The organism is Collinsella sp. AM16-21 (assembly GCF_003471905.1).
Taxonomy (GTDB): Bacteria; Actinomycetota; Coriobacteriia; order Coriobacteriales; family Coriobacteriaceae; genus Collinsella.
Map to the genome: position 1 here is coordinate 95,299 of NZ_QRKJ01000005.1, position 15,869 is coordinate 111,167.

Annotated in this window: 12 protein-coding genes; 4 read left to right on the top strand and 8 right to left on the bottom strand. The window is 62.0% G+C overall.

Annotated features, from left to right (window positions below; translation table 11 throughout):
* The first annotated feature begins 2 nt into the window (after positions 1 to 2).
* The 3 genes from DW180_RS04110 to DW180_RS04120 all read left to right on the top strand — a co-directional run bounded on the left by DW180_RS04110 (position 3) and on the right by DW180_RS04120 (position 2,453).
* A complete protein-coding gene (locus tag DW180_RS04110; protein ID WP_118237582.1) occupies positions 3 to 1,094 on the top strand; it encodes an alpha/beta hydrolase in 1,092 nt (363 codons plus the stop codon).
* Between the two features lie 44 nt (positions 1,095 to 1,138).
* The gene (locus tag DW180_RS10560) at positions 1,139 to 1,537 is read left to right on the top strand and encodes an HAD family hydrolase (RefSeq protein WP_118237584.1); all 399 of its coding nucleotides are present in this window, start codon (positions 1,139 to 1,141) and stop codon (positions 1,535 to 1,537) included.
* 211 nt (positions 1,538 to 1,748) lie between these two features.
* Entirely contained in the window at positions 1,749 to 2,453 is a 705-nt protein-coding gene (locus DW180_RS04120; RefSeq protein ID WP_199569872.1) for a transaldolase, read from the top strand.
* Between the two features lie 561 nt (positions 2,454 to 3,014).
* Here DW180_RS04120 and DW180_RS04125 read toward each other — a convergent pair.
* The 5 genes from DW180_RS04125 to DW180_RS04145 all read right to left on the bottom strand — a co-directional run bounded on the left by DW180_RS04125 (position 3,015) and on the right by DW180_RS04145 (position 10,210).
* A complete protein-coding gene (locus DW180_RS04125; RefSeq protein WP_118237588.1) occupies positions 3,015 to 4,148 on the bottom strand; it encodes an Abi family protein in 1,134 nt (377 codons plus the stop codon).
* Positions 4,149 to 4,329: 181 nt separating this feature from the next.
* Positions 4,330 to 6,477, bottom strand: coding sequence for a Tex family protein (locus tag DW180_RS04130; RefSeq protein ID WP_118237590.1), 2,148 nt, complete (start codon positions 6,475 to 6,477; stop codon positions 4,330 to 4,332).
* A 420-nt stretch (positions 6,478 to 6,897) separates the two neighbouring features.
* Positions 6,898 to 7,938, bottom strand: coding sequence for a Gfo/Idh/MocA family protein (locus DW180_RS04135; RefSeq protein ID WP_055286288.1), 1,041 nt, complete (start codon positions 7,936 to 7,938; stop codon positions 6,898 to 6,900).
* A gap of 67 nt (positions 7,939 to 8,005) precedes the next feature.
* Positions 8,006 to 9,262 carry an MFS transporter gene (locus DW180_RS04140; RefSeq protein ID WP_118237592.1) on the bottom strand — a complete coding sequence of 419 codons (1,257 nt, stop codon included), beginning with the start codon at positions 9,260 to 9,262 and terminating at the stop codon, positions 8,006 to 8,008.
* A 66-nt stretch (positions 9,263 to 9,328) separates the two neighbouring features.
* On the bottom strand, positions 9,329 to 10,210 hold the full coding sequence (locus DW180_RS04145) for an SDR family NAD(P)-dependent oxidoreductase (protein ID WP_118237594.1): 882 nt from the start codon (positions 10,208 to 10,210) through the stop codon (positions 9,329 to 9,331).
* Positions 10,211 to 10,443: 233 nt separating this feature from the next.
* Here DW180_RS04145 and DW180_RS04150 point away from each other — a divergent pair, with 233 nt between their 5' ends.
* Entirely contained in the window at positions 10,444 to 11,322 is an 879-nt protein-coding gene (locus DW180_RS04150) for a LysR family transcriptional regulator (protein ID WP_233514502.1), read from the top strand.
* A gap of 204 nt (positions 11,323 to 11,526) precedes the next feature.
* Here the strand turns inward: DW180_RS04150 and DW180_RS04155 are convergent, their stop codons facing one another.
* The 3 genes from DW180_RS04155 to DW180_RS04165 are packed head-to-tail and all read right to left on the bottom strand — an operon-like array spanning position 11,527 to position 15,752.
* Positions 11,527 to 13,446: an ABC transporter ATP-binding protein gene (locus DW180_RS04155; protein WP_118237596.1), complete on the bottom strand. Its 1,920-nt coding sequence runs from the start codon at positions 13,444 to 13,446 to the stop codon at positions 11,527 to 11,529.
* Positions 13,439 to 15,253 carry an ABC transporter ATP-binding protein gene (locus tag DW180_RS04160; RefSeq protein ID WP_117758442.1) on the bottom strand — a complete coding sequence of 605 codons (1,815 nt, stop codon included), beginning with the start codon at positions 15,251 to 15,253 and terminating at the stop codon, positions 13,439 to 13,441. Before DW180_RS04160 ends, DW180_RS04155 begins: the two co-directional genes overlap by 8 nt.
* A complete protein-coding gene (locus DW180_RS04165) occupies positions 15,246 to 15,752 on the bottom strand; it encodes a MarR family winged helix-turn-helix transcriptional regulator (RefSeq protein ID WP_118237598.1) in 507 nt (168 codons plus the stop codon). The genes DW180_RS04160 and DW180_RS04165 overlap by 8 nt, the downstream gene beginning before the upstream one ends.
* Between the last annotated feature and the right edge of the window lie 117 nt (positions 15,753 to 15,869).

Below are 15,869 nucleotides of genomic sequence, written 5' to 3' on the forward strand. Positions count from 1 at the left end.
CCATGAGCGCCGAGGATAGGAAGTACCCCACTTCCGAGCTTGAGGTGCTTGAGAGTGGCGCGAGGGAGGTTGTCGAGCCTAACGGCCTGAGGCTGATGCTGAAGCCCGTGCCGGGTGACGACCGCGAGCACGTGCTCGATCCGCGCGTCTATGCTCGTGCGCACGCGAAGCTCGCTGCGGCTCCTGCGGCGGGGTCGGCGCCGGCCGGACCGGTGGACGTGATCGCGTGGCGCTCCGCGCCCAACAAGGAGACCCACGTCGTGAGGGGCGCGAACGTTGCCAAGAAGACCGTCGTCATGAACTTCGGCGACAAGGGCATTCCGCTGCACATCTTCACGCCGGAGGGGCACGAGGATGGGTCTGCCGCGCTCGTGTTCATCCATGGCGGCGGGTTCATGGTGGGCAACATCGGCCAGTACGAGAACTGCCTGCGCGACATCGTGGAGCGCACGGGTTGCGTCGCGATCTATCCGGAGTACCGCCTGTCTCCCGAGACGATGTTCCCGGGTGGCGTCGAGGACTGCGTGAAGACGCTCGACTGGCTTGTCGATCACGCTGACGAGCTGGGCGTTGATGCGGCTCGCATTGCCGTGGCTGGTGACTCTGCGGGTGGCAGCCTGTCGAATGCCGTCGTGCTCGAGGGCTCTCACGCGGATAGGATCAAGGCGGTTGTCGAGCTTTATCCGCTCGTTGATGGCGGTCCCGTTCCGGATGAGTGGTCCTATGACCTGTACGAGGTCGTGGATGAGCAGAGGCCCGAGGCGCTGAGCAGGGTTGATCGCATTCGCCTCGCCAACAACGATCTTCCGCCCATGTACGTCAACGGCGATGCGGACAAGATGCTCGACCCGCTGATTTCCGCGCTGTTCGCGGAGGACGTGAGCGCGTTCCCCCGCACGGTCATCATCTCTTCCGAGTATGACTATCTGCGCTATCAGGACGAGCTGTTCGCGAAGAGGCTGCAGGATGCGGGCGTTGACGTCACTGCGATTCGTTATCGCGGCTGCGACCACGGCTTCTTCGAGATGTACGGCGTGATGCCTCAGGCTGAGGACGTCTGCCGCGTCATCTCCGAGGAGCTTGCGAAGATCTAGGGGCTCGTCGCGGCGGCCTCCTGGACGAGTGAAGGTCCGGCGGGATGCTAGGTGCGTCCCGCCGGACCTTTGCGTTGACGGGCGCGTGCCGCTTGCCGGAGGGCGTGTGTGGGGTTCGCTTCGGCGGTGCCGGTTTGATCGGGAGATGCGTTTACCGCCGCTCTTCCAAGCGAGCCCAGCAAACAAATCGCGAGCTGAACCCCAAAGGTATCGACAAGGGCGTGGGCGTGGCGCGGGCACTGGAGTATCTGGGTCGCCCTGGCAACGAACGCACCTTTGGCTTTGGCGATTCGGGCAACGACCTGGGCATGCTCGCCGCCGTCGAGACGGCTGTGGCCATGGGCAACGCCATGCCCGAGGTCAAGGCGGTCGCCAACTACGTGACCGACGACGTCGCACACGACGGTACCGTCACCGCCATGCGCCACTTTGGGTTGATCTAGCGGGAACCGTCCAATTACCGTTCACCCGCGGCGGGCGGCTCAAATCGGCTCGCCCTGCAAAATCGTTTTGCCGCTGGAGGGTGTGCTCAAAAACGCTAAAGCGTTTATGCCGTTCGCCGAGAAGATAAAAAACCGCAGCTCACGCCTTGATAAACGTAGGTAAAGTGTTTAGCAGTTTAACGCCCATGTGCAAGCGAAAGGAATCAGGCAGATGGCAATCAAGGTGTTCGCTGACGGTGCAAACCTCGAGGGCATGCTCGACATGTACGAGAACGGCAACGTTCAGGGCTTCACAACCAACCCGTCCCTTATGAAGAAGGGCGGCGTGACGGATTACCGCGCATTTGCCAAGGAGGTTCTGGCCCACATCACTGATGTGTCCGTTTCGTTTGAGGTCTTTGCCGACGACGTCGAGACCATGGAGATCGAGGCCCGCGAGATCGCTACCTGGGCCGAGAACGTCTATGTCAAGATCCCGTGCGTGACCACCAAGGGCGAGTCCACCGCCGAGCTGGTGCGCAAGCTTTCGGCCGACGGCATCAAGGTCAACGTCACCACTATCTTTACGCCCGCGCAGGTCGACGAGATGGTCGAGGCCGTTGACGCCGAGACGCCGTCCATCATCTCGCTCTTTGCCGGCCGCATCGCCGACACGGGTGTCGACCCCATTCCGTTTATGACGGAGTCGGTCAAGAAGGCCGCCGCCAAGCCAAACTGCGAGGTCCTGTGGGCATCCACGCGCGAGCTCATCAACATTTACCAGGCCGAAGCCTGCGGTTGCCAGATCATCACGGTGCCCAACAGTATCCTGGCCAAGCGCAAGAACATCGGTCGCGATCCGTACGAGGTCTCGCTCGACACCGTGCGCGGCTTTGCCAAGGATATCGCCGCTTTGGGCTTCCATATCTTGCCGTAACGCGAACACTGGCTGCGCCGCGGGTTGTTCGCCCCGGCCTTTCCTTTCCCTATCGCTCACGCGCTTCGCGAGGGTCGCGCTAGGTAAAGGAAAGGCCGGGGCTGCCGACACGAGCTTGCCGGCAAGTTAGCACTCGGCTTCCATATCCTGCCGCGGGCAAAGGTACCCCCGCCTGCGACGTGCAAAATTGAGAGTATTCAGCAAGGTAAAGGCTTTTACCAGCTGGCTGAAGCACGGAACAGCCCCCGTTTTGGCTCTAATTGACGCTAAAACGGGGGCCGTTTTTGCTTTTATGGCTCTCTGAGGCACCGCGGGGCTATCGAGAGATGCTGAATATTCGCGATTTTGCACGTCGCCAAGAGGGGGAAGTCGGGCCCTACTCTGACCACTCGGACGTACTCTTACCCGAACCCGCTGCTTCATGGGACGGCATGTCATGCGTCTGAGCTGCGGTTTTCATGCAGCGGGTAGTCGGATTGCTGCTGAGTTGCTCGAACCTACTCGAACCTACTCTGTTCGAGCGGGGCCCAAATGGTAAGGGGCTATTAGGGGGCTGAAGAGCTATAGGGAGCTCGAAGAGATGACATCGGCTCCCGAGCGCATGACTTCCCCCAGCATCCTGATTCCTCGGTCAAGCTCGATCTGCTTTTCGAAGTAGTCGGCGTGCTCAAGGAAGCGCTCGCGCAGGGTGCGCAGGCCTGCTGCCTTTTCCGACCTCGCGTCCGCATCGCTGACGATTCTATCGAAGCAGAGTACGAGTGCGGTGAAGTCGTGGATGACGGGGAAGCGCTTTGTAAGGGCGACGAGCTCATGGTCGATTCTGAGCTCCTCCCGCGCGGCCGTCGCGATGGAGCCGACGGGCTTCTGTAGGCGCTGCCCGATCGTGTTCAGAACGTTGCCGTTATGAGCGGCCGCGTTGCGCAGGGCCTTCACGGGGAACAGGAGCTGCTTGACGGATTCGGCCTCCTGGCTGCGTTCCCTCCTGAGGTCGTAGAAGTAGAACTTGTAAAGCGCGATGATTCCCCCGAAGGAGACGAGTTCCAGGTAGTTCCAGACGTACATGTCCTCGCGTCTGCCATACTTATTCGCGAGGTTCCGGGTGTAGTTCGAGTCTCCGAGGTACGAGACGCTGCGCTCAAGGTGCTCCGGGTCTATCCCCAAAGTCTGGTCCTCGGCGATGTGGAGCATCTCGAGGAAGAGCGTCGCTCGCTCGCTGCCGCCCACTCCATCTAGCCGGTCGGCGATGGCTTTCATCTTCTCGACGGCTGTTTCTGACCCGCTTGGATCGAACCGCTCCTCCAGCATCCTCTCCTTACGCACCCTCTCGTGGGCGAAGAGGAGGTCGAGGATCTCCTTCCCGTCGGCGCCGTCGTCCATCATCGTCCGGTTTAGATGGACCTTCATGTAGTGCTCGATGTCAAGCGTCATCGAGAGGATGTGCTCGCGGAGGTGGTGGTCGAGTCTGGTGAGCTCGGCGAGGTAGGCGAAGTCTAGGTTGACGTAGCGTCCGTAGCCCTCTGACGCGGAGCTACGATACGTTGAGAAGCACTTCGCAAACGCCTTGACCTTGAAAAAGAAGTTTTTGTCGCGGAGGAACGCAACCGCATCCTCGGGGCTCATTATGTCGAAGCGGACGCCCCGCTCTGCGAGGTGGGCGACCTGTTGTTCTGCCGGGATGAGCGGGCGCTCCTTCATAGTCGAGCCTCCAAAACGAAAAATGCGGCTGTAGGTACAGGTACCCGCAGCCGCTAAAAGCACGAAGGCTTTTCACACTGCGGACAGTATACCCCACTTTGTCGAAGGGGCAAAGAGTGCGGGGAATTCCCGCACTCTTTGCGACACTCGCCGCGAAGAGGGGGACGTTCGCTTTGGCGGTTTACTTCCCCTGCACCATGGTGAGCGAGATCTTCTTGCGGTCGCGATCGACCTTTTCGACCCACACCTTGACCGTGTCACCGACGCGTACCACGTCGCTCGGGTGCTTGACAAAGCGGTTGGCCAGTTTGGAGATGTGCACGAGGCCGTCCTGGTGCACGCCCACGTCGACGAAGGCGCCAAAGTCGACGACGTTGCGCACCGTGCCCTTGAGCTCCATGCCGGGTTCCAGGTCGTTGATGGAAAGTGCCGAGCGGCTAAAGACCACCTCGGGCGCGTCGTCGCGCGGGTCGCGGCCGGGCTTCTTGAGCTCGTTGACAATGTCGATGAGCGTGAGGGTGCCGCAGTCCAGGTCGCTTGCCAGCGCCGAGATGCTGCCCAGACGGCGCTCGATGTCGGGCACGCCGCCGCGGCTGAGCTCGCTTGCCGCAACGCCGGCACGTTCCAAGACGGATGTGGCCACCTCGTAGCTCTCGGGGTGGACGCTTGTCGCGTCGAGCGGGTTCGTGCCACCGCTGATGCGCAGGAAGCCCGCGGCGTTGAGGTATGCCTTGGGTCCCAGCTTGGGGACCTTCTTGAGCTGGCGGCGATCGGTAAAGGCGCCGTTTTCCTCGCGGTACGCCACGATGTTCTTGGCCACGCTCGGCGTGATGCCCGATACGTATCCCAGCAGGCTTGCGCTTGCGGTGTTGACGTCGACGCCCACGCGGTTAACGACGTCCTCCACCACGTGGCCCAGGGTGCGTGAAAGCTCGGCCTGGTCAAGGTCGTGCTGGTACTGGCCAACGCCGATGGACTGGGGCGGAATCTTGACGAGCTCTGCCAGCGGGTCTTGCAGGCGGCGGCCCAGGCTCATGGCGCCACGTACGGTGACGTCCAGGTCGGGATATTCCTGGCTGGCGAGCTCGGAGGCGGAGTACACCGACGCGCCCGCCTCGTTGACGATGGTGTAGCGAAGGCTGGGCGCCTGCTCGGCAATAAACTCCGAGACGACTTCCTCGGTCTCGCGGCTGGCGGTGCCGTTGCCGATGACGATGGTGTTGACGCTGTCCTTCTTGACGAGGCGGGCGAGCTCGCGCTTGGTGCCGGCGACGTCGTGGCGCGGCTTGGTGGGGTAGACCACGCCGTGGTCGAGTAGCTTGCCGGTCTCGTCCATGACGGCGACCTTGCAGCCGGTACGGTAGCCCGGATCGAGCGCGAGCACGCGGGCGCCGCGTACGGGGCGTGCCGAGAGCAGGCCTTCGAGATTCTTGGCAAAGACGTTGATGGCCTCGGTCTGGGCGCGAACGGTGAGTTTGGCGCGGGCCTCGCGCTCCAGCGAGGGGGCCATGAGGCGCTTGTAACCGTCAGCGATGGCGGCATTAAAGACGGGAGCAAACACGCCCTGGCGACGGGGCCAGCGGCTGCCGAGGCGTGCCGTAGCGGCAGCGCCGTCGACGTTCACGCGCACGCGGAGCTTGCCCTCACGCTCACCGCGGTCGATAGCCAGCACACGGTGGTTGGGGATGCGACGCAGCGGCTCATCATAGCTGTAGTACGGCTCGTAGGGGGTCTTCTCGGCGGGGTCGGTGGCCTCGACGACGATGTCGGCGGTGTTTTGCGTAAAGGCGCGCAGGTCGGCGACGTTCTCGGGGTCCTCGGCCACCGTCTCGGCCACGATGTCCGCCGCGCCGGCGAGCGCCTTTTCGGGCGTGTCGAAGCCGGCCTCCTCGTTGACGTATGCCGCGGCGGCGTCGAGCGCGCTGCCCTTGGCCGAGGCCTGCATGATGATCATGTTGGCGAGCGGCTCCAGGCCGGCCTCGCGGGCCTTCTGCGCGCGGGTCATGCGCTTTTTACGGTAGGGCTTGTAGAGGTCTTCGACACGCTGGAGCTGCGTGGCCTCGCGAATCTGCTGCTCGAGTTCGGGCGTGAGTTTGCCCTGGGCGCCGATGAGCAGAATGACGTCCTCTTTGCGCTGCTCAAGATTACGCAGGTAGGACAGGCGCTCGTCGAGCGCGCGCAGGGCGACATCGTCCATGCCGCCCGTGGCTTCCTTGCGGTAGCGCGAGATAAAGGGAATGGTGTTTCCCTCGTCGATGAGCTTGACGGCCGCCTCGACGTTGGCGGCCTTAAGGTTGAGCTCGCGCGCGAGCTGGGCGATAAGATCCATGGGACTCCTTGCGTTTGAGGTGCGTTTGCAGCACAGAGCTACCAAGGATACCACCTGCCACTTCGCTCAAAAAAGACTGTTTTGGCGCGGGACCACGAAAGCGGCCTATCTACTACGTTTGAACCGTGTGGGTCGACCATCCCCCGGTTTTCCGAAAATGCGCAAGCCATTTACCTGCGGTTTTTATTTCGCGAAATTCGGTATGGATGAGGGTGATTGGTTAAACGTAGTAGATAGGCACATTTCGTGGCGAACGAATCAAGCTAAGGTGCAAAAAGTCCCCCGTCCCAGAAAAATCATTGGCAAGGTAGCAAAATGCCCCGCGGGCAGGAGGCTGCTCGCGGGGCAAAGAAGAGGGACTTGTTGATGGCAGACCGAGGGACTCGGCATGGGGTTTCTGCCGCGGCCGCTCTCAAGGCATTACAGCTCGACGAGCTGGCCGGTCTCGGCTGCCTCCTTGATAGCGTTGAGAAGCGTGAGCGTCTTGACGTTGTCGGCGGGGGTCACGACGGGCTCGACCTCGCGGCGGACGACCTTCACAAAGTGCTTGAGCTGCATCTTGTGCGGCAGTGCCGGGTCGACAGCCGGAATCTCCATCTGCAGCGGCTTGTGCCAGTTGGAGGCGCCGTCGTAGGAGAACTGGTGCAGGCGGGGCAGCGACAGGGCGCCCTTGGTGCCGCCGATAAAGTAGGCGTCGGCGTCGAAGGGGCGGTACTGCGGGTCCTCGCGAGCAGTCGCCTCCCAGTTCCAGGGGCTGGCGGTGGCATCGGAGATGGTCATGCTTGCGAGCGCGCCATCGGCAAAACGGACGTTGACCACGGCGGAGTCCTCGGTCTCAAAACCGCGGGCGGCGCTGGACTGCATACCCTGGACGGCAACGGGCTCGCCCAGCAGATAGCGGAGCAGGTCGACGTCGTGAACCAGGTTAACCAGGATCGGGCCGGCACCCTTCTTGCGGCGCCACTCGACATCGAAATACTCGTCATTCTTATAGATCATGTAGTGGAAGCTCGACACGGTGAGCTTGCCCAGCTCGCCAGACTCGATGATCTCCTTGGCCTTGTTCACAAACGGGTTGTGGCGACGGTGCTGACCCACGAGCACGGGCACGCCGGCGGTCTCGGCCTCGGCGGCAAAGGCCTGGGCATCCTCGAGATCGTTGGAGATCGGCTTTTCGACCAGCGGCACGATGTTGCGCTTGATGGCCTCGCGAGCAACGCCCAGGTGCAGGTCGTTGGGGGTGGCGATAATGACGGCCTCGGGTTTGACCTCGTCCATCATCTGGGCGGGATCGGTGTAAAACGGCACGCCAGCGGCCTCGGCCGTGGCGCGGGCACCCTCAAAGGCGTCGGCGATGGCGACGAGCTCGGCCTCGGGCTCCTCGGTGACAAAGCGGATGTGGTTGCGGCCCATGGCGCCGGCGCCGATGACGGCAATGCGGACGGGGTTGAGCTCAGACATTTCGACTCCTTAATGCTGGTGGCTTGGAATGTGACAAAGGGACAGCCCCTTTGTCACATCGGTATAACTAGGCGGACTTCTTCTTGCTGTCGGAGACCATCATGTAGACGGTGAGCACGACGGCGATGGCGGCGATCACGATGGCGCCGTAGAAGGACTGCTGGTAGGCAGCGCTGCCGGCCTCGGCGTGATACAGCACGGCGGTGATGGGCTGGCTGATCCAGGTAGAAGCAGCGTAGCCCAAGAACATGATGCCGTAGTTGACGCCGATGTTGCTGGTGCCAAAGGCGCCACCGGTGAGCGGCGGGTAGATGACGAGCAGGGCGCCAAAGCTAAAGCCGAGCAGGGCGAGCGCCACAAAGAACATGCTCTGCGTAAAGCTCATCGACATGATGACGAGGGCGACGATGGTGACGACAAGGCTGATGAGCAGCGACTTATAGGCGCCGAGCTTGTCGATGATCTGACCAAAGGACAGGCGGCCAACCAGGTTGGCGCAGGTGTTGACGGAGACCACCACACCGCCGAGGGCGACGGCCGCGGCGCTCGTGGGGTCGGCGAAGAGCTGGACAGCGGCGATGGAGGCAACCTTGCCCACGAGCAGGGTGCCCGCGGTGGCGGCGAAGGCGAAGGTGGCGATGAGGACCCAGAAGCGCGGGGTTTTGACCATCTCGCCCGGGGTGAGGTCGCCGAAAGTGCCGGCGTGCGCGCCGCCCTTGGGGACCTCGAAGCCCTCGGGCAGCCAACCGGCCTCGGGGGCCTTCAGGAACAGGGCGGAGGCGGCGATCGTCACAAAGAAGATGACGCCGAGTGCCTTAAGGGCGCCAAAGATGCCAAGGCTCGGGATGAGCAGCGAGGCGAGCACCGGGGACAGCACGGCGGGGCCGGCGGTCGAAGCGGCCAGGGTGATGCCGGAGGCGAGGCCCTTTTTGTCGATGAACCACTTTTGGCCGGTGGTGAGCGCGGGGTTGTAGCCCAGGCCGTTGCCGATGGCGGCGACGAGCGAGAACCACAGGTAGAACTGCCACGGCTCGGTGACGGTGCCGGACATGAACCAGCCCACGCCGTAGCACACGGCGGCAGCGATCACGACGTTGCGCGGGCCGATCTTATCGGAGATGCGGCCGGCGAAGATGCCCGTCACGGCCATGATGGTCTGGAAGACCGGGAAAGCCCAGGTAAGAGCGCTGGACCACTCGGGATAGACGGCGAGTAGGTTCTTGCTCACAACGGAATACAGCGCGATGGAGCTGATAAAGAACATGGTGACGCACGCGGCGGAAAGCACGACGGCGCGACCCTTGTTGGAGTTGGTGGAAGCCATTGGACTCTTTCTAATCGATACGGGGGAGGGGCGGGCGTGTCCGCGGTGCCTCCCTGTCAGGCTGGTTTACTGGTCAGTCGGCTTTGCGACGCCGGACTCATCGGACCAGAGCTCGACGCCCTTGTTCTTGAGGTAGTTGTCGGCAAAGGCGCGGCGGCCGCCGGGCTTGGCGGTGAGGTCGCCCATCATGTTGGAGAAGCCGCCGTCGACCTTGATGGCGTCGCCGGTGGTAAAGTCTGAGCGCGTGGACGCCAGGAACATGACGGCGTTGGCGATATCGCTGACCTCGCCGATGCGACGCGCGGCGATGAGGCGGCTGCGGCTCTTCTCGACCTCGGGATCGGCGTAAAAGCTTGCCGACATGGGTGTCTTGACAAAGCAGGGCTCGACGCAGTTGGAGCGCACGCCGTAGGGACCCCACTCGGCAGCCAGCATCTTGGACATCATGTTGACGCCCGCCTTGGTGGAGCTGTACACGCCCGAGAACGTTTCGGGGGAGTGACTGGCGACGGTGGAGATGTGAACCAGGCGGCCCTGGCCGGCCTTGATCATCTCGCGACCAAAGCGCTGCGAGGTGATGAAGTAGCCGGTGAGGTTGACGTTGATGACCTCGTTCCAGTCGGAGAGCGGCAGGTCCTCCATGGCTGCGAAGCGCAGGATGCCGGCGGTGTTGACGAGGACGTCGACGCGGCCGAAGTTGGCGATGGTGGCGTCGACGGCGGCCTGAACCTCGGCCTCGTCGGTGGCGTTCATCTTGTAGCCCTCGGCGTGGATGCCAAACTCGGCAGCGAGGTCGGCGGCAGCGGCCTTGACCTTCTTCTCGTCCAGGTCGAGCAGGACGACGTTGGCGCCATTGCGGGCGAACTCGCGGCAAATCTCGACGCCCATGCCGCCGAGCGCGCCGGTCACGGCGCAAACATCGCCCTCGAGCTTAAGCCAATTGCTCATAGGAACTTCCCTTCTTGTGCCTCCCGGTGGGTCGCTCCCATTAACCGACCCACGTGGTTTTCGCTGGTTATCGTATGCTTAGCGTTCGCGCAGGTGAATTGCATATTTGTTAGAATGACGTTAACCGTAGGTTTACACTGTACATTGAGGTTTGTTCTCAATTGAGCGCGTGACCTGCGAAAACGACCCCCTGCGGTGCTGTGGGCCCGCGCGTGCGAAAACGGGAGATTGACGTGTACGATCGACGACTTGACGCTATTTCGGCCGCCGCGGAGCTGGGAAGTTTCTCGCGTGCCGCGGCAAAGCTGCGCGTGTCGACGCCGGCACTCGTCAAGCAGGTTTCGGGCTTCGAGGCCGAGTTCGGCATCACGCTGTTCGAGCGCTCGCATTCGGGCGTCAAGGTGACGCCGGCGGGTGCTCTGCTGGTGGACGACGCGCGCTCGATCATGCGCCAGTCCGAGGACGCACTGCGTCGTGCCCGACGCGCGGCGGGCGATGGCGGCGCCGTGCGCCTGGGTGTGTCGATGATGTGCCCGGGGCGCCATACACTCGCGCTATGGCCGCAGCTGCACGACATGGAACCGCGTTTGCGTTTTGAGATTGTGCCGGTGGGGGACCTTTACGATGAGCACGAGACCGTTATGCGCAGTCTGGGACGCGAGGTCGACGTGGTGCAGTCGAGTTTTTCGACCCCGCGCTGGGGAGACGCCTGCCAAAAGCTTCGCATCGTTACCGTGCCGTTTTATATCGACGTGCCGCGCACAAGCCGACTCGCGCGCAAGACGCGCATCACGGTTGCCGACCTGGAGGGTATGCGCCTGCGCGTGCTTCGTCACGGCAACGACGCCATGGACAGCCTGCGTATCGATCTTTTGGCCGACGGCGGCGTGGACGTGATCGACGTGGACAGCTTTGACTTTGCGCTTTTTAACGAGGCGGAGGAAAAGGGCGACGCGGTGCTCACCTGCGGAGCGTGGTCGGGCGTGCACCCGGCCTTTGTGGGCGTACCGTTTTTGTGCGGCCGCGAGGTGCCGGTCTATTTGCACTACCCGCTCGAGCCCACCCTCCAAGTCCAAAAATTCGTCAACGCCATTGCCCAACTCCTCAAGTAGCTCACACAAAACGAGGCCCTGGCCAAACGGCCAGGGCCTCACTAACCTTTATTCCGTTTTAAACGACGGGCTGATCACGCGTAGGAGGGTGCCCCGTGGACGGCGGTGTATTTCCTCCGCGCGCAGTTTCGCAGCGCAGCGAGAATGTTTGAGCACGGAGGAGTTACCCCGCCGCCCCGGGGAACCCTCCGTCAGTAATCGTTCCTACTCCAGCTCAAACGCACCCGTGTAGAGCTGGTAGTAATACCCGCGCTTGGCGATCAGTTCGTCGTGGTTGCCGCGCTCGATGATGCGGCCGTGGTCCAGGCAGATGATTGCGTCGGAGTTGCGCACGGTGGAGAGGCGGTGCGCGATGACAAACGTCGTGCGGCCCTCCATGAGCTTATCCATGCCCGCCTGCACGATAGCCTCGGTGCGGGTGTCGATGGAGCTCGTGGCCTCGTCCAGAATCATCGCCGGCGGATCGGCGACGGCGGCGCGCGCAATCGAAATCAGCTGGCGCTGGCCCTGCGACAGCTGGGCACCGTTACCGGTGAGCATGGTGTCGTAGCCGTCGGGCAGGCGGGTGATAAAGTCGTCCGCGCCCGCGAGCTTGGCCGCCGCGATGCACTCCTCGTCGGTCGCATCCAGGTTGCCGTAGCGGATGTTATCCATCACGGTGCCGGTGAACAGGTTCACGTCCTGCAGCACGACACCCAGCGAGCGGCGCAGATCGGCCTTGCGGATTTTGTTGACGTTGATGCCGTCGTAGCGAATCTTGCCGTCGGCGATGTCATAGAAACGGTTGATGAGGTTGGTGATGGTCGTCTTGCCGGCACCGGTGGCGCCGACAAACGCGACCTTCTGGCCCGGCTTGGCGTATACGGACACGCCGTGCAGCACCTCGTGGTCGGGCGTGTAGCCAAAGTCGACGTTGTCCATGACCAGGTCGCCGCGCAGCGGCACGTACTCGATCTCGCCGGTTGCGCGGTGCGGATGCTTCCATGCCCACATGCCAGTATGGTGGTCGGCCTCCTCGAGCTCCCAGGTCTCGGGGTTTACCTGCGCGTTGACGAGCGTCACGTAGCCTTCGTCGGCCTCGGGCTCCTCATCGATGAGCTCAAAGATGCGGTCGGCGCCGGCGAGGCCCATGACCACGGCGTTGATCTGCTGCGAGATCTGGCCGATCTGTCCGCAGAACTGCTTGGTCATGTTGAGGAACGGCACCACGACGGCGATGGACAGCGCCATGCCCGAGATGCTCAGGTTGGGCACGCCCAGCGCCAGGAAAATGCCGCCCGCCAGTGCGACCAGCACGTAGAGCAGGTTGCCCAGGTTCATAAGGATGGGCATGAGGATGTTGGCGTACATGTTGGCCTTTTGCGAGACCTCGAAGAGCTTCTCGTTGCGCTCGTCAAAATCGGCCTCGGCGGCAGACTCGTGGCAGAACGCCTTGACGACCTTCTGGCCGTTCATGACCTCCTCGATATGGCCCTCGACCACGCCGAGCTCGGTCTGCTGCGCAATGAAGAAACGCGCGGAATTGGAGCCGAGCAGCTTGGTCATAAAGGTCATAAAGGCGACGCCGGCGATGATGACCAGGCACATCCACACGCTGTAGTACAGCATGATAAAGAACACCGTGACGATGATGATGATCGTCATGAGCAGGTTGGGCAGCGACTGACTGATCATCTGGCGCAGCGTATCGATGTCGTTGGTGTAGTGGCTCATGATATCGCCGCGCTGGTGCGTGTCGAAGTAGCGGATCGGCAGGTCCTGCATGCGGTTGAACATCATCTCGCGCAGCTTCTCGAGCGAGCCCTGCGTGACGATAGCCATGGCGCGGTTCCAGAAGAGCGAGGACAGGACACCGACGCCGTAGATGCAGGCGAGGGTGGTCACGAGCTGCAGAATCTTGGGCTGTGCGGCTTCCCAATCGCCCGACTGCCACGATTCGCTAATAATCTGCAGGGCGCTCTGCAGGAAGGTCGCGCCGATGGAGTTGATGATGGCGCAGAGCACCACGCCGGCGACGACAAGGGGCAAAAGCACGGGATAGAAGTCAAAGAGCGTCTTGATGAGGCGCGACATGGTGCCGCCCTTACGGTTGAGCGCGCGCTCGGCGGTCGTTGCCTTACTCATGTGCCTCGCCTCCTTCCTGGGTCTGAGCTTGCGTTGCGGATGCCTCGGTGTCGGCCTCGACGGCCCCTTCGCCCTCGGCAGACATCTTGTTTTGCGAGGTAAAGGTCTCTCGGTAGATCTCGCTCGTCTTGAGCAGCTCTTCGTGGTTGCCGATCTGTGCGATGCGGCCGCCCTCCATGACAATGATGCGGTCTGCGTCCTGCACGGAGCTGATGCGCTGGGCGATGATGAGCTTGGTCGTGTTGGGCAGATAGCTTGCCAGGCCTGCGCGAATCTTGGCGTCAGTCTTGGTGTCGACGGCGCTGGTGGAGTCGTCCAGGATCAAGATCTTGGGGCGACGCAACAGGGCGCGTGCAATGCACAGGCGCTGCTTCTGACCGCCCGAAACATTAGAGCCGCCCTGTTCGATCCAGGTGTCGTAGCCCTTGGGGAAACCGTCGACAAACTCGTCGGCGCAGGCCAGATGCGCTGCCTCGCGGACTTCCTCGTCGGTGGCGTTCGGGTCGCCCCAACGCAGGTTCTCGGCGATGGTGCCGCTAAACAGCACGTTTTTCTGCAGCACCATGGCGACCTGGTGACGCAGCGCGTCCAGGTCGTAGTCGCGCACGTCCACGCCGCCCACGCGCACAGCGCCTTCGGTGGTGTCGTACAGGCGGGCGATGAGGTTAACGAGCGTGGACTTGGCCGAGCCGGTGCCGCCGATGATGCCGATGGTCTCGCCGCTCGTAATGTGCAGGTCGATATCGTCGAGCGCCTGGCGCTTCGCATGCTTGGAATACTTAAAGCTCACGTGGTCAAAGTCGATGGAACCGTCGGCAACCTCGAGCACGGGCTCGGCGGGATCGGCGATCGTGGGCTCGGCGGCCAGCACCTCGGCAATGCGGTGTGCCGATTCGTCGGCCATGGTCACCATGACAAAGATCATCGACAGCTGCATCAGGCTCATGAGAATCTGGAAACCATAGGTAAAGGTCGAGGAGAGCTGGCCCACGTCGAACAGCGTGCCCTGGCTCGTGATGATGAGCTTGGAGCCCAGGTAGATGATGACGACAAACGCGCCGTTGACGCAGATGTTCATCATGGGGTTGTTAAAGGCGAGCAGCTTCTCGGCGCGGGTGAAGTCCATCTGGACGTCGCGCGCGGCGGTCGCGAACTTCTCCTTCTCAAAGTCTTCGCGCACATAGCTCTTGACCACGCGCATACCGGTGACGTTTTCCTCGACGGACTCGTTAAGGGCATCGTACTTGTGGAACACGCGCGAGAAGATGGGGCGCACCTTAAAGATGATAAAGAACAGTCCAAAGCCCAGCAGCGGAATGATGACCAGGTAGACCATGGCGACGCTGCCGCCCATGATAAACGCCATGGTAAAGGCGAAGATCAATACCAGCGGCGCGCGCACGGCGATACGGATGATCATCATAAAGGCCTGCTGCACGTTGTTGATATCGGTGGTCAGGCGCGTGACGAGCGAGGAGCTCGAGAACTCATCGATGTTGGCAAAGCTGAACGTCTGGATCTTGTAGAACAGGTCGTGACGCAGGTTCTTGGCGAACCCGCAGCTCGCATGGCTGCAGGTGACGCCGGCAGCGGCACCAAAAGCAAGCGACGTCAGCGCGATGAGCACCAAAAAGCCTGCGGTGGGAAGCATCTCGGCTACGGTGGCGCCGTCTTTGATGGCGTCGATCAGGTTGGCAGTGATAAATGGAATCAGCATCTCGCAGAGCACCTCGCCAAGCACAAGCAACGGCGTAGCAACGGTGACTTTCATATAGTCGCGGATGCTGCCCATGAGGGTTTTAATCATCCAGTTCCTCCCAGGTTACGCGGATTTTATCGAGCATTTCGGCGAGGTCCTCGCGCTCGTCGTGGGTGAGCGCGCTAAAGGCCTGCTCTCTAAAGCGAATGCGGGCTGCCTGGTCGATGCGGGCGTTTTCCCGGCCGGTTTCGGTCAGGCGAATGGTGAGTTGCCGTCGATCCTTGGGGTTACGGCTGCGCTCGATGAGGCCGTTGAGCTCGAGCTTGGACAGGATCTCGGAAAGCGATCCCGGCTTGAGGTCAAAGTGCATGCCGAGCTCCTGCTGCGACATCTCGCCGCCGGGTTGCTTGGCTAGCAGGCAGATGATGGGCGCCTTGCCGGATACGCCTCCGCCATGAAAGTGCATGTAATGGCCGCAAAAGCCCAGATTATTGAGGATGCGCTTGGCAAGCTTGTCTTCGGCGCTGACCGCTTCGGGTACATCCGCAGGCTGTGACGGGTCGCCGCCGGGCTCATGCGAACAAAGGTTAAGAGGTTCATCGCACATGAATTAGTGTTGCTCCTTTCTTTAGTTAGGTAGTGGAATTGTTTTGTGCCTAACCAATCTAGGAGCATGAGAAATGAATGTCAAGGTACCAAACTTTATAGTTACGGCGTTTTGCCA

Bases quoted from the DNA above. Each gene is read 5' to 3' on its own strand.
- DW180_RS04145 (WP_118237594.1), bottom strand. From the start codon at position 10,210: ATGAGCAATTGGCTTAAGCTCGAGGGCGATGTTTGCGCCGTGACCGGC.
- DW180_RS04160 (WP_117758442.1), bottom strand. From the start codon at position 15,253: ATGATTAAAACCCTCATGGGCAGCATCCGCGACTATATGAAAGTCACC.
- DW180_RS04135 (WP_055286288.1), bottom strand. From the start codon at position 7,938: ATGTCTGAGCTCAACCCCGTCCGCATTGCCGTCATCGGCGCCGGCGCC.
- DW180_RS04120 (WP_199569872.1), top strand. From the start codon at position 1,749: ATGGCAATCAAGGTGTTCGCTGACGGTGCAAACCTCGAGGGCATGCTC.
- DW180_RS04110 (WP_118237582.1), top strand. From the start codon at position 3: ATGAGCGCCGAGGATAGGAAGTACCCCACTTCCGAGCTTGAGGTGCTT.
- DW180_RS04165 (WP_118237598.1), bottom strand. From the start codon at position 15,752: ATGTGCGATGAACCTCTTAACCTTTGTTCGCATGAGCCCGGCGGCGAC.
- DW180_RS10560 (WP_118237584.1), top strand. From the start codon at position 1,139: ATGCTAGGTGCGTCCCGCCGGACCTTTGCGTTGACGGGCGCGTGCCGC.
- DW180_RS04140 (WP_118237592.1), bottom strand. From the start codon at position 9,262: ATGGCTTCCACCAACTCCAACAAGGGTCGCGCCGTCGTGCTTTCCGCC.
- DW180_RS04155 (WP_118237596.1), bottom strand. From the start codon at position 13,446: ATGAGTAAGGCAACGACCGCCGAGCGCGCGCTCAACCGTAAGGGCGGC.
- DW180_RS04125 (WP_118237588.1), bottom strand. From the start codon at position 4,148: ATGAAGGAGCGCCCGCTCATCCCGGCAGAACAACAGGTCGCCCACCTC.
- DW180_RS04130 (WP_118237590.1), bottom strand. From the start codon at position 6,477: ATGGATCTTATCGCCCAGCTCGCGCGCGAGCTCAACCTTAAGGCCGCC.